The 19,329-nt window shown below is 64.3% G+C and carries 17 protein-coding genes; 9 read left to right on the top strand and 8 right to left on the bottom strand.

Annotated features, from left to right (window positions below):
• Positions 1-43 precede the first annotated feature (43 nt).
• From ATE67_RS01335 to ATE67_RS01315, 5 genes are all read right to left on the bottom strand, one after another.
• Positions 44-1,543 carry a tryptophan halogenase family protein gene (locus tag ATE67_RS01335; RefSeq protein ID WP_058814893.1) on the bottom strand — a complete coding sequence of 500 codons (1,500 nt, stop codon included), beginning with the start codon at positions 1,541-1,543 and terminating at the stop codon, positions 44-46.
• Positions 1,540-2,571, bottom strand: a complete 1,032-nt coding sequence (locus tag ATE67_RS01330; RefSeq protein ID WP_058814892.1) for a cupin-like domain-containing protein — start codon at positions 2,569-2,571, stop codon at positions 1,540-1,542. The genes ATE67_RS01335 and ATE67_RS01330 overlap by 4 nt, the downstream gene beginning before the upstream one ends.
• The gene (locus tag ATE67_RS01325) at positions 2,564-3,280 is read right to left on the bottom strand and encodes a SapC family protein (protein ID WP_058814891.1); all 717 of its coding nucleotides are present in this window, start codon (positions 3,278-3,280) and stop codon (positions 2,564-2,566) included. Before ATE67_RS01325 ends, ATE67_RS01330 begins: the two co-directional genes overlap by 8 nt.
• Positions 3,281-3,292: 12 nt before the next feature.
• Positions 3,293-4,822, bottom strand: coding sequence for a tryptophan halogenase family protein (locus ATE67_RS01320; RefSeq protein ID WP_058814890.1), 1,530 nt, complete (start codon positions 4,820-4,822; stop codon positions 3,293-3,295).
• A 97-nt stretch (positions 4,823-4,919) separates the two neighbouring features.
• Positions 4,920-7,931, bottom strand: coding sequence for a TonB-dependent receptor (locus ATE67_RS01315; RefSeq protein WP_058814889.1), 3,012 nt, complete (start codon positions 7,929-7,931; stop codon positions 4,920-4,922).
• Positions 7,932-8,484: 553 nt separating this feature from the next.
• On the opposite strand from ATE67_RS01315, the gene ATE67_RS01310 reads away from it, so the two are divergent.
• On the top strand, positions 8,485-8,619 hold the full coding sequence (locus ATE67_RS01310; protein WP_058814888.1) for an entericidin A/B family lipoprotein: 135 nt from the start codon (positions 8,485-8,487) through the stop codon (positions 8,617-8,619).
• Between the two features lie 100 nt (positions 8,620-8,719).
• Here ATE67_RS01310 and ATE67_RS01305 read toward each other — a convergent pair whose 3' ends face one another.
• Complete coding sequence (locus ATE67_RS01305; RefSeq protein ID WP_058814887.1) at positions 8,720-9,178, bottom strand: hypothetical protein; 459 nt, start codon at positions 9,176-9,178, stop codon at positions 8,720-8,722.
• Between the two features lie 13 nt (positions 9,179-9,191).
• Positions 9,192-10,064: an alpha/beta fold hydrolase gene (locus ATE67_RS01300; RefSeq protein WP_058814886.1), complete on the bottom strand. Its 873-nt coding sequence runs from the start codon at positions 10,062-10,064 to the stop codon at positions 9,192-9,194.
• 244 nt (positions 10,065-10,308) lie between these two features.
• Here ATE67_RS01300 and ATE67_RS01295 point away from each other — a divergent pair, with 244 nt between their 5' ends.
• The 5 genes from ATE67_RS01295 (at position 10,309) to ATE67_RS01275 (ending at position 15,749) form a co-directional block, all read left to right on the top strand.
• Entirely contained in the window at positions 10,309-10,962 is a 654-nt protein-coding gene (locus ATE67_RS01295; protein ID WP_058814885.1) for a GntR family transcriptional regulator, read from the top strand.
• Between the two features lie 146 nt (positions 10,963-11,108).
• Positions 11,109-12,947, top strand: coding sequence for a flavin-containing monooxygenase (locus ATE67_RS01290; RefSeq protein ID WP_082660129.1), 1,839 nt, complete (start codon positions 11,109-11,111; stop codon positions 12,945-12,947).
• A gap of 81 nt (positions 12,948-13,028) precedes the next feature.
• Entirely contained in the window at positions 13,029-14,204 is a 1,176-nt protein-coding gene (locus tag ATE67_RS01285) for a TonB-dependent receptor (protein ID WP_058814884.1), read from the top strand.
• Positions 14,144-15,250 carry a TonB-dependent receptor gene (locus ATE67_RS01280; RefSeq protein ID WP_082660128.1) on the top strand — a complete coding sequence of 369 codons (1,107 nt, stop codon included), beginning with the start codon at positions 14,144-14,146 and terminating at the stop codon, positions 15,248-15,250. The genes ATE67_RS01285 and ATE67_RS01280 overlap by 61 nt, the downstream gene beginning before the upstream one ends.
• Before the next feature lie 10 nt (positions 15,251-15,260).
• Entirely contained in the window at positions 15,261-15,749 is a 489-nt protein-coding gene (locus tag ATE67_RS01275) for a luciferase domain-containing protein (RefSeq protein WP_156416853.1), read from the top strand.
• Here the strand turns inward: ATE67_RS01275 and ATE67_RS01270 are convergent.
• Positions 15,727-16,476, bottom strand: a complete 750-nt coding sequence (locus ATE67_RS01270) for an IclR family transcriptional regulator (RefSeq protein ID WP_082660127.1) — start codon at positions 16,474-16,476, stop codon at positions 15,727-15,729. The genes ATE67_RS01275 and ATE67_RS01270 overlap by 23 nt on opposite strands.
• 80 nt (positions 16,477-16,556) lie before the next feature.
• Between ATE67_RS01270 and ATE67_RS01265 the strand changes: the two genes are divergently transcribed.
• From ATE67_RS01265 to dmpG, 3 genes are read left to right on the top strand one after another with little or no spacing between them, the layout of a single operon-like run.
• On the top strand, positions 16,557-17,336 hold the full coding sequence (locus tag ATE67_RS01265; protein WP_058814880.1) for a 2-keto-4-pentenoate hydratase: 780 nt from the start codon (positions 16,557-16,559) through the stop codon (positions 17,334-17,336).
• 4 nt (positions 17,337-17,340) lie between these two features.
• Positions 17,341-18,297 carry an acetaldehyde dehydrogenase (acetylating) gene (locus ATE67_RS01260; protein WP_082660126.1) on the top strand — a complete coding sequence of 319 codons (957 nt, stop codon included), beginning with the start codon at positions 17,341-17,343 and terminating at the stop codon, positions 18,295-18,297.
• Positions 18,294-19,316, top strand: a complete 1,023-nt coding sequence (dmpG, locus tag ATE67_RS01255; protein WP_058814879.1) for a 4-hydroxy-2-oxovalerate aldolase — start codon at positions 18,294-18,296, stop codon at positions 19,314-19,316. The genes ATE67_RS01260 and dmpG overlap by 4 nt, the downstream gene beginning before the upstream one ends.
• Positions 19,317-19,329 lie beyond the last annotated feature (13 nt).

Genomic DNA, 19,329 nt, shown 5'->3' with positions numbered 1-19,329 from the left:
CATTGCCAGACGCTAAACCGACCGTCTTTCATCTTCTCCAAGGTCACGCCGCTTTCGGCTCCGCCGCGCCGCAATATTGCGCAACATAATCCTGATGCGACGGCAGCGTCGCGGCGGTGCGCGTGACGCTCTCGCGCAGCGAGGCCATCAGCCGTTCGAGTTCGTCGTCGGACAGCTTCTCGGCGATCGGGTGATAGCTTTGCGGATCGACCCCCTGCCCCATCATCACCTGCACCCAGCTGTTCTCGGCGAACAATTCCTCATTCTTGCGGAAGGTGCGGCCGGTCTCGCGGAACAGCTCGATCTTCTGTTGCAGGCTATCGGGCACCGGCATGTTGGCGACATGCCGCCAGAACGGGCTGTCGCGGCGCTCGGTCGCCTTATAGTGCAGGATCACGAAGTCGCGGATCTGCTCGATGTCCTGCCGCTGTTGCTCGTTGAACTCGATCGCGTCGCGTTCGCTGACGCGGCCGTTCGGCATCAGGCGGATGAAGCGCAGCACCGCGCGCTGAATGAGGTGGACCGTCGTCGCCTCGAGCGGTTCGACGAACCCGCCCGCCAACCCGACCGCGACGCAGTTGCGATACCATTGCTTGCGGCGGACGCCGCCCTTGAACTTGATGTCGAAGGGCTCGATCCGCGGCGTGCCGACGCTCGACATCAGCCGGTTCAGCGCCTCGTCGCGCGACAGATAGCCGCTCGCATAGACGATCCCCGCCCCCATCCGGTGCTGGAGCGGGATGCGCCACTGCCAGCCGGCGTCGTGCGCGATCGCCTGGGTATAGGGCATCGGCGGCCCGAGATGGTCCGACTGCACCGCTATCGCGCTGTCATTGGGCAGCCAGTGCGACCAGTCCTCGAACCCCGCGTGCAGCGCACCGTCGATGAGAAGCCCGCGAAAGCCAGTGCAGTCGACGAACATATCGCCCTCGACGCGGCGGTCGCCGTCGAGCAACAGCGCCGCAATGTTGCCGCTCTCCCCATCGAGCTCGACCTTCTGAATCTTGCCCTCGACCCGCTTCGCGCCGTCCGCCTCGGCCAGTTTGCGCAAAAAGCGGCCATAGAGCGTCGCGTCGACATGATAGGCATAGTTCATCCGGTCTTCGGGCAGGTGCGCGAACTTGCCCTGCAGCCCGGCAACGAGCTCCAGGCAATAATCGTCGTAGCTGTGCGGATAGCCCTTCGCGCGGGCGTGCAGCCAGAAATGCTGAAAACCCGCCGACCAATGATCCTTGCCGCTGAGGCCGAAGCTGTGGAAATAGCTGTGCCCGTCATATTTCCAGTTGTCGAACAGGATGCCGAGTTTGAAGGTCGCCTGCGCCGCGCGCATGAACTCGGGCTCGGGAATGCCGAGGATGCGATTGAAATTGACCAGCGGCGGGATGGTCGATTCACCGACGCCGATCGTGCCGATCTGCTCGGACTCGACCAGCGTCAGGTCGACGGTCTTGCCCATCGTCCGCGCGATCGCCGCGGCCATCATCCAGCCCGAGGTTCCGCCACCCGCGATCACGACCCGGCGCACTGGCTTTGCTTCACTCATCTGCTCAACGTCCTCAATAAAAAGGCGCGCAGGCGCCCGGCGCTTTCAGGGGTCAGGGGCGCCAATATGCTGCGCCCCGCTTCGGGGATATGATCGGTGACGGCACTGCCGGCGGCGAAGACATAATGATCGAACAGGTCGCGCCAGATCGCGCGATCTTCGGCCGGCAGGTCGCGGATAGCGAGGATCGCATGATTGAGCGCCTCCTGCGGCTGGCCCAGCCAGGCGGGGGTCCGCCGCCACCAATAGTTGACGAGGATATTGAAATCCTCGAGCCCCTCGACATGGTGCCACCACATCGACGGAATGAAGATCGCGTCGCCGGGCTCCAGCTCGACCGTCTGCGCCTGCGCCATCGCCTCGACGAACTTCGGATGCGCCGCGAGGTCGGGATGGTCGAAATCGACCATCGAGACCGCGCGCCCCGCCGGGGTGTTGTCGATCGGGCCGAGATACAGGTTGCGAAACTCGCCCGGCGGAAACAGCGTGAAGCGGCGGCGGCCCGCGGCGCAGCAGGCGAGATTGTCGGGAAAATCGTTGTGCGCCGCAATCCGCGTCCGCGTCCCGATCCAGATGCTTTCGAGCGGCGCGCGGTTGCCGAGATCGACCCGGTTCGCTTCGCGGAGCCCATCGAAATAGGCCGCCATGTCGACCGAGCCCAGATAGACCGCGCGCGGATCGTTCAGCTCTTCGCTCTTGTCGATCCCCGCGAAAATGTCGGTGAGCTTGCCGGTGCCGGTGCGGAAATTCATCTCCATGTTGGCGTCGTAGAAGAAGCGCCCGTCGTGCCCCGGCGGGCCGATCGATACGGTGAACGGCCGGTCGCGTGCGCGATCGAGCAGATATTGCCGCACCGCGCGCGCCGATGTTTTCGCCTCGGCGACGAGCGGCCAGTCGGCGACGAGGCCGCGGATCACGAAAGGCTCGCGCGCCTCGTCCAGCAGGGCATCGAGCGCCGCGGCATCCGCCACCGCCCGCTCCCGAACCCGCGCCAGGCGGTCGTAGATCGGGGCGTCGCGATCAGCCACCGCGCCGCCCGTTCTTGCGCGCGATCATCGGCCCGATCTGCGCCAGCGAGGCAAGCGCCATGAAGATCGGCATCAGATGTCCCGCCTCGTGCAGCGCGCCGAGCGCCGCAGCATCGAGGCTGCGCAGCTTCGCCTCGTCGATGATGTGAAAGCCGACGAGCGAATGCACCGACCCGTCGTCGAGCGTCACCTCCAGCGTGAAGGGTTCGAGCAGGTCATGCTCGGCGAGCGCCGCGAAGAACGCCGCGCTTTCGCGATAGCCTTCGTCGAGATCCCCCAGCTTGTCGGCGATATCTTCCAGGAAGGGCGTCGACAGCCCGCTGGCGTCGAACAGCCGCACCCCCTCGCCGTCCGCCGCGATGCGCGGATGGCCAAGGTCGACATGCACCTGCCCCGGCGTATCGTCGTCGGCCGACCGCCCGATCAGGAAGGGCTGGATCGCGAGCGACAGCGGGCGATAGCCCGCGTCCCAGCGCGGCCCGTCGAGAAACAGATTTTCGCCGCTCTCGAAGCCGAAGAGCGCAACCGCGAAGAATTGCTCCTGACCCGCCTCACGGCGGAAAAGGATCGGAAAATGCCCCTGCACGCGCCGGAACTCGGTCGGCACGGTCAGCGTCGCCATCACCCCGTCGCCGAGACCCGCGCCCGGTTCGACCCGCACGCGAAGCTCGCGGTGGCTGCTGCTGTCGAGAAGGGCGTGGTTGGTCATTCGGCTCTTTCTTTATTCGGCGGCGATGCGTTCGGCAGCGAGCGCGTCGAGGTAGCTACGGTTCGTCGGCAATCCCGCGGTGAGCATCCGCGCGCGCTGCCGTATCTCGGCCAGCGCCGTCATCGCGCGGTCGCTCGTGGACCAGCCGGCGGGAGCAGGGAAGCCCATGCCGTAGAGGATATATTGGTGGCTCTCGGCCGAGAAAATCTCGTCGACGTAGGGAAAGTCCCACGTCGACGGCGGCTGGCTGCGCCACAGCTCCAGCATCTCGGCAAGGTGCGGCGGGATATGACTTGGCTCGCGGTGCGCGCGCCAATAGGGCTCGTCGCGGCGGCTGAGCACATAATGGAGCTTCAGAAACTCGACGATGCGGTCCCAGCGATAGCGGAAGAGCGTGTTGAAGCGCGCGGCGTGAATATCCATCGCCGTCCGATCGGCAGGAAAATTGTCGGTGAGCGCGCGCAGCGACAGTTCGATCAGCACGATCGCCGAGGCCTCGAGCGGCTCGATGAAGCCCGCCGACAGCCCCACCGCAATACAATTCTTCTCCCAGAAACGGGCGCGGTGGCCGGTGCGAAAGTCGATATGCCGGAAGGGCACCTCAGGCGCGTCGGGCAGTTCGCGGGCGATATGGGCGCGCAGCACGGCCTCTGCGGCATCGGGCTCCATAAAGCGGCTGGAATAGACACAGCCGATCCCTCGCCGCGATGGCAGGCCGATGTCCCAGATCCACCCCGCTTCGTGCGCGGTCGCGATCGTCTGCGATGCAATGGGGCTGCCCGGCGGGACAGGCACCTGCGATGCGATCGCGCGGTCGTTGAACAGCTGGCCACCGCGGTCGATCCACTCGATGTCTAGCGCGCGACCGATCAGCAGCCCGGCAAAGCCGGTGCAATCGATGAACAGGTCGCCCGTAATCGCAGCGCCGTCACGCACGGTCAGCGCGGAGATGTCGCCATTCGCGGCTCGCTCGACGCCGGTGACATGCGCAAGGGCATGCGTGACGCCCAGTTCGCGCGTCGCGTGTGTTGCCAGCAGCGCCGCGAATTTCCCGGCGTCGAAATGATAGGCATAGTTGGCGGCGCCCTGATAGCCCGGCATCGCCCGCTGCCGCGGGGCCAGATGCTCGCTGCAAACCGCCGCCTGCGCGCTCATCGCTGTTGCATAGGGCTGGTCGGGCGCCGCCACCTGCCACGCCGCAAGCAACTCGCCCGTCGGCACCGCCGGCGGTGTCGTGAAGGGGTGGAGATAGCTGTCATCCGCGGAGCCATCGACCCAGCCATCGAAGCGCGACGCCTGCTTGAACGCGCCGTCGCACGCCGACAGAAAATCGCCCTCATCGAGACCTATGGCAGCCAGCGTCGCGCGCATCGTCGGCCAAGTGCCCTCGCCCACGCCGACGATCGGCACATCGGGCGCCTCGACCAGCGTCACCGACAGCGGCGCGGCTTTTGCACGGCGTGATACGGCGAGCAGCGACGCGGCTAGCCAGCCGGCCGTGCCGCCGCCAACAATGACCACCCTCTCCACTTTTTGCGCCATTGGGAACGTTCCTAAGCCACTCGTCGCCGTCCGTCACGCAAAAGAGCCGCACCCCGGGGAAGGCACGGCTCTCTTGCCACGGAAGGTGTGGCCAGGCCTAGAAGTTGAACCGGACGCCGGCCGCGTAGCGGGCATAGCCCGGCGACGCGAAGGTGACGTTGTTCTTGCTCCGCAGGTGCCCGCGGCGCCCTTCGCCGGTCAGGTTGATCGCCTCGGCAAAGACTGTGAAGCCCGGAATGAACTCATAGCTCGCGCTGGCGTCGATCTGCCAATATTCCTCGATATAGGTCGGGTTCGGCCCGCTGCTCTGGAGGAATTCGTCGCGCCAGTTCCAAGCAACGCGCGCCTGCAACCCGTTCTTGTCGTAATAGGCGACCGCGTTGGCGCTGTCGCTGAGGCCGGTGAGCGCGAACTGCGGCACCGACGACGGCTGCGTATTGTCGTAGGTCGCGTCGCCGTTGACGATTGTATAGTTCAGGATGACGCCGAAGCCGGTGTCCCAGAAGCTGTGCTGGAGCGCAAATTCGAAGCCGTTAAGCGACGCCGTCTGATCGCTGTTGATCGGCTGTGTGATCTGGAAGTTGAGCGCCGGATCCTCGGGCAGCGTGTTGATCGTCCCGACAAAATTGCCCTCTTGCGTGCCACCGGTGATCGTCACCGATCCCGGATAGTTGGCGAAGATATATTGGCGGATCTGCGAAACCGTCGCATTCTGCCCCCGCGCTGCGAGCGCGGCATTCCAGCGCGGACCGCCCACGGGCGTCCGCAGCCCGAATGCCTCGGTATCGACGCGGGTGGTCGAGATGAAGTTGCTGACATCCTTGTGGAAATAGCCGACCGACAGATAGCTGCCGGGCATGTAGTACCATTCGGCCGACAGATCGATATTCTTCGATTTGTAGGGGATCAGGCCCGGATTGCCTTGCGCTCCCGTGCCCCCGCCGACGCGGAACAACGTGTCGAGCGTGCGCCCCCCCTGCATATTGGCATAGTCGGGCCGCGTGATCGTGTGGCTGTACGACGCGCGCAGCTTTACGTTCTCGATCGGCGAGACGTCGAAGTCGAACGCGGGCAGCCAATTCTCATACGACCCCTTGAAACGGGTAAAATCGCTCTGGCCGGAGAAGATGATGTTGAACTCGTTATCGCCGACCCAGCGCGTGCCCGTCGGGACGGGAACCAGCGCCGCCGAGGAAATATCGGTTGTCTCGTAGCGGACGCCCGCGACGAAATGCGCGGGATTGTCGAACAAGTCGAACTTGCTCGCAACCTGCAGATAGGGCGCCAGCGTCTTTTCGGTAATCCGCCGGTCGGTGTTGTAGGTGGCGATACAGGTGCCGGGGATCGCCTGCGAACCCGTCTGCGGCCGGCTGCACGTGCCGTACTTGGACTCGATCAGGTCGACCATCCGTTCGAAATCGAAGGTATAGAAGCTCTGGATCATTCCCGGCTGCGCCAGACCGGGGAATTTGTCGGGCAGCGTCTCGAGCGTGAAGATGTCGTCGGGAATGTCCGACGCCGGACCAGCGCCACCCCAGGTATCGTTCTGGATCGTGCCAAAGGCCGAACGGACATTATTTTCGACATAGGACACGCCGAAATCGATGCTGTCGAGGAAGCCGCCTTCATGATCATAGCGGCCGCGCAGCTGGACCTGATTGATCTCGTCGCGGAAATAGGCGGCGCGGAAGGCATTGCCCGTGGGCTGGATCAATGCGGCGTTAAGCGGATCGATTCCCGGGTGCATCGCATAGGAAATGATCGGCAGGTCGTTCTCGAAATTGATCGTCTGGGTTCGCACGCCGAAGATCGCGTTGCCGACCGACATGCTCGACCCGAAGCGGTTGACCGGCTTGACCGTCGCGGTCGAATGATGCGCATCGAGTTCGACGAAGACACCCTCCGGCCCGTCCCACTGCAGATTGAATCCGACCGAGCGGTTTTCGGCCCGGTTATCGGTCAGCGCGCCGCTGTACGACAGATCCTTGCCCCCATTGAGCGCGGTCGTGCTGGGCGGGGCCGGCGGGGCGGCGAAGCGTTCGGTATAGAAGATCGGGCCGGCGACCGGACCGTCGGTCCACGCGCTCGACGTATCTTCATGGTTGAACCAGATGCCGACGTTGCTGTTGCGCGTCGTCACCGTGTTGCGGGAATAGGTATAGTCGAGCGTTGCGGTCAGCGCGTCGCTCGGGCGGAATTGCAGCACTGCCTGACCGTTGATGCGCTCGCGGTCGATGTCGTTGAGGTCATAGGACGCGTTTTGCGGCACCTGATAGACGTCGGTCGCATCGGGGCGGTTGGTGATGTTCGCAAAGCGCGGATCGCCCGGCTGCGCCAGCGAGCCCCAATTGTTCTCGCTGCCTAAATAGCCGTCGCGCCAGCCCACATTCGCCTTGTTCTCGCTCGCCTTGCGCTTCTGATACGACCCCGTGATCAGGATGCCGATCGTGTCGTCGCCGAGCGTCGTGCTGAAGATGCCCGAAATTTCAGGCGTAATCGGATTGCCGTCGTTGCGCGACGAGTCATAGACGGCCTTCGCCGACAGGCTGCCGTACAGGCCCGGCTTGTCGAGCGGGCGGGGGGTACGGATGTTGATCGTCGAGCCGATGCCGCCCGATTCGATCGTCGCCCGGCCGCTTTTGTAGACTTCGACCGCCGACACGCCTTCGGAAGCGAGATTGGCGAAGTCGAACGAACGCGACGAAGGGGCGCTGCCGCCGTCGCCGATGAGCGCCGTCGGCATTTGCCGGCCATTGAGCGTGACGAGGTTGAAATCGGGACCGAAGCCGCGGACCGTGACGGTCGAGCCCTCCCCATTCGAGCGGTCGATTGAAACGCCGGTGATACGCTGGAGCGATTCGGCGAGGTTGGTGTCGGGGAATTTGCCGATATCTTCGGACGAGATGGCATCGACGACGCCTTGCGCGTCGCGCTTGATATCCGCCGCCGCGGAAAGGCTGGCGCGGATGCCGGTAACGACGATTTCATCGCCTTCGCTGACGTCAGCCGGTGCTTCCTGTGCCATGGCCGCCTGGGCCGTGCCGATCAGCGCCAGCGCCGACGTACCGACCATGAATTTGGCGAGCCAATGCTTGTGCGAAGCCTGCATCCCGTAACCCTCCCAATATCGCCATTCTGTTGATGGCATTTGAATGTGAACGTTCACCTAAATGATAACGTTCTCTTTGTCAACGCGTTCGCAGCGATAATTGCTTTTGGCATTGGGTGCGCCACCCATGGCTGGGATCCGCCGCTTTCCCTCTTCAAGAGTGAATATCAGCTTGAGATTCAACGAATAACATTTGGCCTTGGATGATGCGGCGCAGTTCACGTCCGCAGGCTACAAAGCGCGAAGACTACGAATGCAACGATCCAGCCGCCTCGGTTGGTCGGCATCAGGAGCGAGAAAACCGCGCGGACGGCCTGGCCTGATCCTTTGCACCATCAAAAGCGCCGCGGGCATTCATTGTTCAGGCAGGATCGCCGCGGCAGTTGAAGAGCCTACGCGGCATACGCAGCTGCGACGGTGCTATGACCCGCTGCCCCGGCTTGGCGTTCGTTTTGAACGCTTCGGCTATGGCAAACCGATGCAACGGAACAATCTTTTCGCGAAGCGGTAATCGCAATCGGAAGGCGGCCACCCTGGCCGTAGGAGAGATACGATGACAAAGCTTCTGACAATTTTTGCGATGGGCTGCTCGATCTTGGCTCTGTCTGCTTGCAACACGGTGAAAGGCGCCGGACGCGACGTTGAATCGGTCGGAGACTGTGCCGATGGCGTGAAGGGCAACTGCTGACGCGGCTTGACCATGTTAATGGGCCAACGAGCACGAGCGTCGGTGACGCTCGTGCTCCCATGATCATCGACCAGATCAGCAGAAGATTGTCCTGCGCCGCCTATGGCCGATAAAAGGTCGCATCTCGAGCAGGCAATTTACGCGCTTTCACTCCAGCGCACGGACAGCCGCGCCAGTTTCGTCTGCCGAGCAGCACGAGCAACTGCGCGAAGCCATGATCGGCCTGCATCCGGTATGACATGGCGACGTCGACATCGTCGGCATGCAAGGCGCGGATGCAGTCGAGCGCCATATCCTCTGGCACGTCGAACGCGCCGCTGCCGATGTCATAATCACCAATCGCCTCGGCGCGGATGCCGACCGTGAAGGGCGGCAGCATGTCGTAGAAGAAGCCCTTGAAATGATCGGGCGCGAACTGGATCACCAGCTCGGGATCAAAGGCCCGAACCTCTTCGCCCAGCGCGCGGAACGCCGCCCGCACCTCGGCGTCGATCGCCGGGTCGGCATCGACATGGTCCATCAGCGGGGTGTGCGATGCGCAGATCAGGCGCACGGTCATGCGAACCGCTCCGTCACGCGGGCGTCAGCGCGTGGGCGCGCAGAAACTCGATGTGAAGCGCATTGAATTCGTCAGCCTTTTCCCACTGCGGCCAGTGCGCGCAGTCGTCCATCACGACCAGCGGCCGGGCGTTCGGGATCGCCGCGACGAAACGCTCGCCCGTCGCGACCGGCGCAGTGGGGTCGTGATCGGTCCAGATGACGAGCGTCGGGGCGCTGATCCTCGACAGGCTTTCGTCGGTCAGGACGTTGCGCATGCGGATATCCATATTCTGCAGGCACAGGATATGCTCCATCGCCTGCAAAAATCCGGGCTGAGTGTAGATGGCGAGACGCAGTTCGACGAGATCGTCGGTCACGCGGGCGGGATCGTTCATCAGCCATTCGAGCCGCGCGCGCACCGTTTCCGGACTGGCCTCCGCCACCGCCTTCATCGTGACATTATAGACGCGCTCCATGACCTTCGGGTCGGTGTTCAGCCCGCCCGCGGTATTCAGCGTCAGTGACGCAACACGCCCCGGATGGTCGATCGCGAACTGCGCCGCGATCCAGCCGCCGAGCGACTCGCCATGAACGTGGAGCCGGTCGAGACCCAGCGCGTCGGCGAAGTCGAGCAGATGCTGCACATAATGCCGGATCTCGTAATCATGGTCGGGCTTGCTGCTGTAGCCGTGGCCGACCATGTCGAGCGCGATCGTCCGCCAATGTTCAGCATGCGGCAGCAGGTTGCGGGTGAAGGCCTCCAGATGTCCACCGGTGCCGGGGATGAAAACCACCGCCTCGCGTGCGTGCGGGTCACCCGCCTCGACATAGCGCGTCCGCACGGGTCCCGCCTGCACATATCCCAGACGGATCGTCCCCGCCGCGATTTCGGGCCACAAAAACATGCGATCTCTCCCGTCTGATTCGATATACATCCTAGCATGCTAGAAGGCAAAGTAAAGCCAGGTCGGCTGAAGCGGGTTCAAATCACCGCACCGCGAGTCTGGCCCCATCCTCAAAATCCCATGACATTTGGGGATTTTTGTTAGGATCGGGGCACAGGAGTCGCTTGACGATCGACTCTTGCATTCTAGTTCGTCGAGAGAGATAATCGGCAGACCTCGGCGCGCGAGGTCGGAGGCTGACGGCGTGAACAAGAAGGATGAAATCTACGACCTGCTGGTCAGCCGGCTCGTCGAAGCGCGCTACAGCTTCGGCCAGCGCCTGTCGGTGAAGGAGCTTGCCGCCGATACGGGCGCGAGCCGCCAGCCGATTATGGCAGCGCTCAACCGGCTGAGCTCGGAGGGCTTTGTCCGCATCATCCCGCAGGTCGGCTGCGAAGTGGTGAACCCCGGTCATGACGAGATCGCCGACTTCTACCTGATGTTCGAACGGCTCGAAGGATTGCTCGCGGAACTGGCGGCGGCGCGGCGCACCGACGCGCAAATGCGGGATTTGCGGGCACTTCAGGGCCGCATTTTGGCGATCGACTTCGGCGATCCGCACAGCGCCGCAGAATATGGCCAGCTCAATCGCGCCTTCCACCAGCTGATCCACGACATGGCGCAATCGCCCTTCGTCGATGAACGGCAGAACAGCAATTTCAACATGTCCGATTTCTTCATCAACCAGGCCGGCGGCTTCGATCCGTTCATGGCCGACGCCGCGCGCGAGCATGACGAGATCATCGAGGCGATCGCCTCCAAATCCCCCGCTCGCGCCCGGACGCTCGCCGAGACCCATATCGGCGCGGTCGCCTCGTCGGTCCTCGCCGGCATGCGCAAACATCGCGCCGCCGCGTAACTAACATACTTGCATGCAAGTCGCAGTTGCGCTAAAGCGCATAGCATAGGGCGGCCGGCCCGCGCGACTCGTTCAATCGGAAGCGCGAAAGCCGGCCCCCTCCACCGCCGAGCACCCACAGAGGCGCCGCAAGGGAGTGAGAAACGATGGCCTCAGGCCCGACGACCGGCCCGATCTTTGATGGCGAGGCGCTGCGCGCCCGCTACCTGGCCGAGCGCGACAAACGCCTGCGCCGTGACGGCGAAACACAATATATCGAGGCGAGCGGCGACTTCGCCGATTTCGTGGCCGACCCTTATGTCGAACCCGGCTTTGCCCGCAGCGCCGTGGCCGAGGACGTCGAGGTTCTTATCGTCGGCGGCGGAATCGGCGGACTTCAGACCGCCGCCGAGTTCGTCCGCCGCGGTATCGCCGATTTCCGCATCGTCGAACAAGCGGGCGACTTCGGCGGCACCTGGTACTGGAACCGCTATCCCGGCGTCCGCTGCGACATCGAATCCTATATCTATATGCCGCTGCTCGAGGAGGTCGGGACCGTCCCGGCGGAACGCTATTCGACCGGCGCCGAGATCTTCGCGCATTGCCAGGCGATCGGCCGTCATTTCGGCCTTTACGAGCGGACGCTGTTCCAGACGCGGATCGAGCGGATGGATTGGGATGCAGGTGCCGAACGCTGGATCGCGCTGACCGACCGCGGCGACCGCATCGCCGCGCGGTTCGTGACCGTCAGCCAGGGACCCCTCGCCAAGGTGAAGCTGCCCGGCATTCCCGGGATCCGCGACTTCACGGGCCGCATGTTTCACTCGGCGCGCTGGGACTATGGCTATACCGGCGGCGATCAGAACGGCGGACTGACCGGGCTTGCCGACAAGCGCGTCGGGGTGATCGGCACGGGTGCGACCGCAGTGCAGATCGTCCCGCGCGTCGCCGAGCATGCCAAGGAGCTCTATGTCTTCCAGCGCACCCCGTCGGCGATCGACATCCGCTCCAATCGTCCAACCGATGCCGACTGGCTCCTGAGCCAGGAACCGGGATGGCAGCGTCGGCGCATGGACAATTTCCTGGGCATCGTCTCCGGCAAGCCGGTTCCCGAGGTGCTGGTCGACGACCATTGGGGCGACCTGTTTCTGCGCATGGGCGAGTTGATGCGCGAAGCGCGTGCCGCCGGCGAGACGCCGGACCCCCACGAAAAGATGCAGCAGTCGGATTTCGAAAAGATGGAGGCCATCCGCGCCCGCGTCACCGCCGAGATCACCGATCCCGATCTGGCCGCAAAACTGAAGCCCTGGTATAATTTCCTGTGCAAGCGACCGCTGTTCAGCGACGAGTATCTGCCCACCTTCAACCGTCCTAACGTCACGCTGGTCGACACGGACGGGCGCGGCATCGAGCGGATCACCGAAACCGGGATCATCGCCAATGGTCGGGAGTATCCGCTGGACCTGATCATCCTTGCGACGGGTTTCGACGTCGGCGCGCCCCCGCACAAGGTCGGCGGCTATAAGGTGACGGGCCGCGACGGCGTGACGCTTGCCGAACGCTGGGAAGGCGACCTGCGCACCCTCCACGGCACGCAGCTCAGCGGCTTTCCCAATTTCCATATCGTCGGCGGCACCGCGCAGGGGACGACTGCATTCAATTTCACGCATACGCTGCGCATGCAGGCCGAACATGCGGCGGAGATCATCGCCCATTGCCGGAGCCGGGGCATTGCCGCGCTGGAACCCAGTACCGACGCCGAAGAGCGCTGGCACGCGTTGCTCGAGGCCAAGCATGTCGATCACGAACATTTCTATGAAGAGTGCACGCCGGGCTTCCTGAACAACGAGGGACAGTTCCGCGACAAGCCGACCTTCGTCGGCGGCACCTATGGCGGCGGCCCGCTGGAATATGAGGAATTGCTCGCACGCTGGCGATCGAAAGACATGGCAAGCGACCTCGTGGCGCCGCCCGCCGCGGCCGAGCGTTACCGCGCAACCGGATAATCAGGGGGACGGAGCGGGGCCGGCTTTCGGGCTTTCCCTGCTCCAATCTTACATGCTAGAATGTTATGAGGGAGAGGTCGAATGAACAAGATGGTCAGCAGGCTGCTTGCCGCCAGCGCCACGATCGGCGCACTCGCCGCCGCGCAAGCTGCGCAGGCGCAGGACGTGCCCCCCGCCGGGGATACCGCCAGCTATGGCGATGACGAGATCATCGTCACCGCCCAGAAGCGCGAGACCAATCTGCAGGACACGCCGCTTGCCATCTCCGCGATCGGCGGCACTGCGATGGAAGAACGCGGGATCGACGACGTCAACAATCTGCAGAGCTATGTCCCCAATCTTCGCGTGGGACAGGAGCAGGACGGCGTGAAGATCACGCTGCGCGGGATCGGCATCCAGGGGACGAGTTCGATCACCGACAATGGCGTCGCCTTCTATCAGGACAATTTCTATGTCTCGCGCCCGGCGGGCGGCAGCGCGGTCTTCTATGACGTCAACCGCGTCGAAGTGCTGCGGGGACCGCAAGGCACGCTCTATGGCCGCAACGCGACCGGCGGCGTGATCAACGTGATTTCGAACGAGCCGTCGAAAGGCAATTTCGCGGGCGAGGTCGGAGCGAGCTATGGCTCGCGCAACCTGTGGGAAGTGCGCGGCTGGTTGAACGCCCCGCTCGGCGACGTTGCGGCGGTGCGCATCTCCGCCGTCTATACCGAGGAAGACGGCTATCTGAAGAATCTTCGCGGCCCCGACCTTTACGGCACCAACGGCGATCTCACCGTGCGCGGGCAGGTCAAGGTCGGCGACGTCGATAGCGTCGAACTGCTGCTCTATGGCCTCTATTCGAAGCTGAAGGGCACGGGCAGCGCGAACCAGTTCCTGCAGCGCAATATCGGCGGGCCGCCGCCGGTGCAGGCGCTGCTCCGCACCCTGCCCCCCCTCAATCTGAACCCGCGCGTCACCGACATCGACGCGCCGGCCTATCTGACCGTCGAAACCAAGCTCGCCTTCGCGCGGCTGCGCAAGGATTTTGGCGGGGTAGAGGCGTATCTGCAGGTCGGCCGCATGTGGCAGGACAGTTATAACCAACAGGATTTCGACGGATCGCCGGTCGACGTCTCGATCTTCAACAAGGATCAGGACAATAAGTCGACCAGCGTCGAAGCGCGGCTGGCGTCGACCCGCGACGGCCCGTTCAGCTGGATCCTCGGCGGCTATTATTTCGACGAGAGCACGTACACCTTCGCCGCGTCCGCCTGAAAGGCCTGACGCCGGGCGGCGTCATCAGCCTGCCCGATTTCATCCTCGACGAATATGGGAACAGCAAGACGATCGCGGGCTTCGCGTCGATCACCTATGCGCTGAGCGATGCCTTCCGCGTCAGCGGCGGCGTCCGTTATACCGAGGACAAGAAGGACGGCCGCAAGATCACGCGGGGCAATTTCGGCCAGCCCTTTCCGCCTGACCTGCCCAACGCGATGTTCCCGGCGGACGTAAAGTTCGACAAGGTCACGTGGAAGGCCGGAGTCGAATATGACGTCGCGCCCGACGTGCTGGCCTATGCGAGCGTGTCGAACGGTTACAAGGCGGGCGGCTTCAACCTGTCGTCGGACGGCCGGCCCTATGACCCCGAAACGATCACCGCCTATGAATTCGGCATCAAGTCGGACCTGTTCGACCGCGTCGCGCGGATCAATCTCGACGCCTTCTACTACGACTATACCAATCTGCAGCTCACCACGCTCGGCGTTGCCGCCGACGGGGTGACGCCAGGGCAGTTCACGACCAATGCCGCGGCCAGCACGATCTGGGGTATCGAACTCGATACGCGCTGGCGCCTGTCCGATCGCTTCACCTTTACCGCGGGCTATTCCTATATCGATGCCGAGGTCGACGAATATCGCAACCGCGACCCGCTGGCGGGCCCGGGGCCGCTGCTCGACTATTCGGGGAACCGCCTGCCTTTCGTCTCGCGCCACACGGTCAACCTCGGCATCAATTACGAGGTCGAACTGGGGTCGGGCACGCTGACCTTTGCGGCCAACAGCAATTTCCACAGCGCCTTCTATCTGCGCGAATTCAACAATTATGCGATCGACCGCGTGCCGTCGAACACCAAGACCGACCTGACCGTCACCTATCGCCTCAGCGATCCGGGCCTCAGGGTCACCGGCTATGTGACGAACATCGAAAACAACGTCGAACGCAACAACATATATCTGACGCCGGGCTTCATCGGGGTCAGCCCGACGACCGCCTATACCAAGCCGCGCACCATCGGCGTGCGGATCGACTATTCCTTCTAGGGGAGACCTTGTGGACCCAGATTTGCCGCTGCGCCGGGGACCGCGCCCGCGCACCATCCCCTGCGCCCCGCACAGCCAAGTCGACCAGATCGTCCTCGAAGCGCGTCGTCTGGCGGCAGAACTGATCGAGCAGCTTGCTGGGCTAGCGCATGTGAAGCTGGGGCACAGTCTGCGCGCCCCGCCAGGTTCGGTAGGCTTTTATCTCGACGCCGCGGCCTGCTGCGACAATGGCAATGCCTTCCTGCTGGGCGACGAGTTTGCGCATGTCCATCTGGAGGATGATTGCAGTCTGCACGTCATCCTGCCCGAGCCGCTGCGCAGCGCCGCCATCGCTGCCGGCTGGGCCGAACCGCACCCGCTCGCCGGACAGCCTAGCGTGTCGCCCGACACGGTGATGCTGTATGCGCCGCGCGATGCGGAGGAGGTCGGGGTGCTCGCAGCGCTGGTGCGGGCAAGCTGGGCGAATGCGCGCGGGCTCAGTGGCGCAACTGCTCGCTGATCTGCCGCGCCGTGTTCTGGAGCCGGGCCGCGATATCCATCGCATGGTCCGGGTTGAAGCGCAGCGGCGATCCCGACAGCGAAATCGCATAATCGCTACCCCGCAATCGATGGAGCGGCACCGCGACGCAGCCGAGATCGTCGGCCATTTCGCGATCGTCGATCGCGTAGCCGCGCACGCGCGTCGCCGCGAGTTCGTTACGCAGCCGGGCGGGATCGGTGATCGTATGCGCCGTCAGCGGCACCAAGGGCGCGGCGAGATAGGTATCGAGCCGGCTCTCCACGAGCTGCGCGAGCAACACCTTGCCGATAGCCGTGCAATAGGCTTCGAGCTGCATTCGCTCGCGCGTGAATCCGGTCTGCGCGCCTTCCTTGACGAGATATGTGACCATTTCGCCTTCGAAAACGCCGAGGTAGGCGGTCGCCCGCTCGGCTTGGGCGAGGCGTCGGAGCATTGGTCGTGCGATCTCAATCAAGCGCGCATGCGGGCTCACCCGCGCGGCGAGCTGGCGCAGTCTTTCCCCGCCGGCATATCGGCCGCGCGCAATTCGCATCAGCAATTCCCGTTCGACCAAGAGCGCCAGCAGCCGCCGGCCGGTCGCCGGGGCGAGTCCCGCGCGGGCGATGAGTTCGGTGGCCGGCGTGCGCCCGCCGTCCAGCGTGACGGCTTCGAGAAGCGCCAGCGTCCGAGCGGCCGACTGCGAACCTTGCATGTTAGAATTACTCATAATGTGAGCATATATACGCACTCGCAACTATCGGGTCAAAAGCCGATCGCATAGAATGACAGGATCGGGAGGATGTTTGAATGACGGTCAGCCATGACGATCTCGCGCTCCGCTTGCGCACTGCCTATAATGCCGGGGCCGTGCCCCCGCTGCGCGACGGTCTGGAGCCGACCGATGTCGAGGGCGCCTATGCCGTGCAGACCATCAACACGCGTTTCTGGGAAGCCGCCGGGCGCCGGATCGTGGGTCGCAAGGCGGGCCTGACCGCGAAGGCGGTGCAGATACAGCTCGGGGTTGATCAGCCCGATTTCGGCGTCTTGTTCGACGATATGCGCGTTGCCGATGGCGGCACGCTCGACCCCGCAAAGACCTTGCAGCCGAAGGCCGAGGCCGAAATCGCCTTCGTGCTGGGAGCCGACTTGCCCGACGCCGACACGAATGTCGAGCAGGTCGCGGCGGCGGTGGCGACCGTTCATGCCGCGATCGAGATCGTCGACAGCCGCATTGCGGACTGGAAAATCACCTTCGCCGACACCGTCGCGGACAACGGCTCGTCCGCCTTCTTCGTGCTGGCCGACGAAGGCCTGCCGCTGCACGGGCTCGACCTTGAAGGCGCGGCGATGGCGATGGAAATCAACGGCGCGGTCGCTTCGACGGGTATCGGTGCCGCCGCGCTCGGCAATCCGCTCAACGCCGCGGCCTGGCTTGCGCAGACGCTAGCGGCGCGCGGCGAGCCATTGAAGGCTGGTGACATCCTGCTGGCGGGCGCGCTGGGGCCGATGGTCGCGCTGACCCCCGGCGATCATGTCCGTGCAGAGGTCGCCGGGATCGGCGCGTGCAGCTTCACCTATGAGGGCTGAGACGATGACGAACATGCCTGATGGTAAGACCAGAGTCGCGATCATCGGATCGGGCAACATCGGCACCGACCTGATGATCAAGATCATGCGCCTGTCCGACGTGCTCGAGATGGGCGCCTTCGTCGGGATCGATCCCGGCAGCGACGGGCTGAAGCGCGCCGAGCGGCTTGGCGTGCCGACCACCGCGGACGGGCTCGACGGGCTCGTCGCGATGCCCGGCTTTGCCGATATCGGCATCGTGTTCGACGCGACGTCGGCGGGCGCGCACCGGCGGCACAGCGAAGTGCTGATAGCGCACGGCAAGCGCGTCGTCGATCTGACCCCCGCGGCGATCGGTCCCTACACGATCCCACCGGTCAATGGCGATGCGCACCTCGATGCCGCCAACGTCAACATGGTGACCTGCGGCGGGCAAGCGACGATCCCGATCGTCGCGGCGGTGAACCGCGTCGCCAAGGTCCACTATGGCGAAATCGTCGCTTCGATCGCCTCGAAGAGCGCCGGCCCCGGCACGCGCGCCAACATCGACGAATTCACCGAGACGACAAGCCAGGCGATCGTCGAGGTCGGCGGGGCGACGCGCGGCAAGGCGATCATCATCCTCAATCCCGCCGAACCGCCGCTGATCATGCGCGACACCGTCTATTGCCTGTGCGACGACGCCGACCGAGCAGCGATCGCAAGGAGCGTCGACGAGATGGTCGCCGAGGTGCAGACCTATGTGCCGGGCTATCGCCTGAAACAGGCGGTGCAGTTCGAAAGCATCGGCGGCAACGCGCCGCTGCGCATACCGGAGATGGGCGGCAGCTTCACAGGCTTGAAGGTCAGCGTCTTCCTCGAGGTCGAAGGCGCCGCGCATTACCTGCCGGCCTATGCCGGCAACCTCGACATCATGACCTCGGCGGCGCTGAAGACCGCCGAGAAGATCGCGCTCCGCATGAAGCAGGAGATGGCGGCATGAGCTTCGATCCGACGAGCGAGAAGCTCTACATCCAGGACGTCACGCTCCGCGACGGCATGCACGCGATCCGGCACCAGTACGGCCTCGACCATGTGAAGGCGATCGCCAAGGCACTCGATGCGGCGAAGGTCGATGCGATCGAGGTCGCGCACGGCGACGGCCTCCAAGGGTCGAGCTTCAACTACGGCTTCGGCGCCCACACCGACTGGGACTGGATCGGCGCGGTCGCCGAGGTGCTCGAGCATAGCGTGCTGACCACGCTGCTGCTGCCGGGCATCGGCACCATCCACGACCTGAAGCACGCGTATGAGATGGGCGTGCGCTCGGTGCGGATCGCGACCCACTGCACCGAGGCCGATGTCGCGAAGCAACATATCGAGTTTGCGCGCGGCATCGGCATGGACGTTTCGGGCTTCCTGATGATGAGCCATATGTCGGAGCCCGAACCGCTCGCGCAGCAGGCCAAGCTGATGGAAAGCTATGGCGCGCACTGCGTCTATGTCACCGACAGCGGCGGCGCGATGACGATGGATCAATATGCGGCGCGGCTGCAGGCCTATGACCGGGTGCTCAAGCCCGAGACGCAGCGCGGCGTCCACGCGCACCACAATCTCAGCCTCGGCGTCGCGAACAGCATCGTCGCGGTGCAGAACGGCGCGGTGCGCGTCGATGCGAGCCTCGCCGGCATGGGCGCGGGGGCGGGCAATGCGCCGCTCGAAGTCTTCATCGCCGCGGCCGACGTCGCGGGCTGGAACCACGGCTGCGATCTCTATGCGCTGATGGACGCCGCCGAAGACCTCGTCCGTCCGCTGCAGGATCGCCCGGTGCGTGTCGACCGCGAGACGCTGACGCTCGGCTATGCCGGGGTCTACTCCAGCTTCCTTCGCCATGCGGAGAAAGCCGCCGCCGACCACGGACTCGACACGCGCGCGATCCTCGTCGAACTTGGGCGGCGCAAGATGGTCGGCGGGCAGGAAGACATGATCGTCGACGTCGCGCTCGACATGCTGAAACAATAAGCCGGGGAGAGGC

It is taken from the genome of Sphingopyxis sp. H050, from assembly GCF_001468265.1.
Taxonomy (GTDB): Bacteria; Pseudomonadota; Alphaproteobacteria; order Sphingomonadales; family Sphingomonadaceae; genus Sphingopyxis.
The sequence above is the reverse complement of the archived record's forward strand: the minus strand, read 5'-3'. Positions and strand labels throughout refer to the sequence as shown.

What these genes read in the sequence shown, in the direction of transcription:
- ATE67_RS01290 (WP_082660129.1), top strand. Translation starts at nt 11,109, where the DNA reads ATGGCCTCAGGCCCGACGACCGGCCCGATCTTTGATGGCGAGGCGCTG.
- dmpG (WP_058814879.1), top strand. Translation starts at nt 18,294, where the DNA reads ATGAGCTTCGATCCGACGAGCGAGAAGCTCTACATCCAGGACGTCACG.
- ATE67_RS01335 (WP_058814893.1), bottom strand. Translation starts at nt 1,543, where the DNA reads ATGAGTGAAGCAAAGCCAGTGCGCCGGGTCGTGATCGCGGGTGGCGGA.
- ATE67_RS01305 (WP_058814887.1), bottom strand. Translation starts at nt 9,178, where the DNA reads ATGACCGTGCGCCTGATCTGCGCATCGCACACCCCGCTGATGGACCAT.
- ATE67_RS01320 (WP_058814890.1), bottom strand. Translation starts at nt 4,822, where the DNA reads ATGGCGCAAAAAGTGGAGAGGGTGGTCATTGTTGGCGGCGGCACGGCC.
- ATE67_RS01285 (WP_058814884.1), top strand. Translation starts at nt 13,029, where the DNA reads ATGAACAAGATGGTCAGCAGGCTGCTTGCCGCCAGCGCCACGATCGGC.
- ATE67_RS01315 (WP_058814889.1), bottom strand. Translation starts at nt 7,931, where the DNA reads ATGCAGGCTTCGCACAAGCATTGGCTCGCCAAATTCATGGTCGGTACG.
- ATE67_RS01325 (WP_058814891.1), bottom strand. Translation starts at nt 3,280, where the DNA reads ATGACCAACCACGCCCTTCTCGACAGCAGCAGCCACCGCGAGCTTCGC.
- ATE67_RS01270 (WP_082660127.1), bottom strand. Translation starts at nt 16,476, where the DNA reads ATGAGTAATTCTAACATGCAAGGTTCGCAGTCGGCCGCTCGGACGCTG.
- ATE67_RS01310 (WP_058814888.1), top strand. Translation starts at nt 8,485, where the DNA reads ATGACAAAGCTTCTGACAATTTTTGCGATGGGCTGCTCGATCTTGGCT.
- ATE67_RS01265 (WP_058814880.1), top strand. Translation starts at nt 16,557, where the DNA reads ATGACGGTCAGCCATGACGATCTCGCGCTCCGCTTGCGCACTGCCTAT.
- ATE67_RS01260 (WP_082660126.1), top strand. Translation starts at nt 17,341, where the DNA reads ATGACGAACATGCCTGATGGTAAGACCAGAGTCGCGATCATCGGATCG.
- ATE67_RS01300 (WP_058814886.1), bottom strand. Translation starts at nt 10,064, where the DNA reads ATGTTTTTGTGGCCCGAAATCGCGGCGGGGACGATCCGTCTGGGATAT.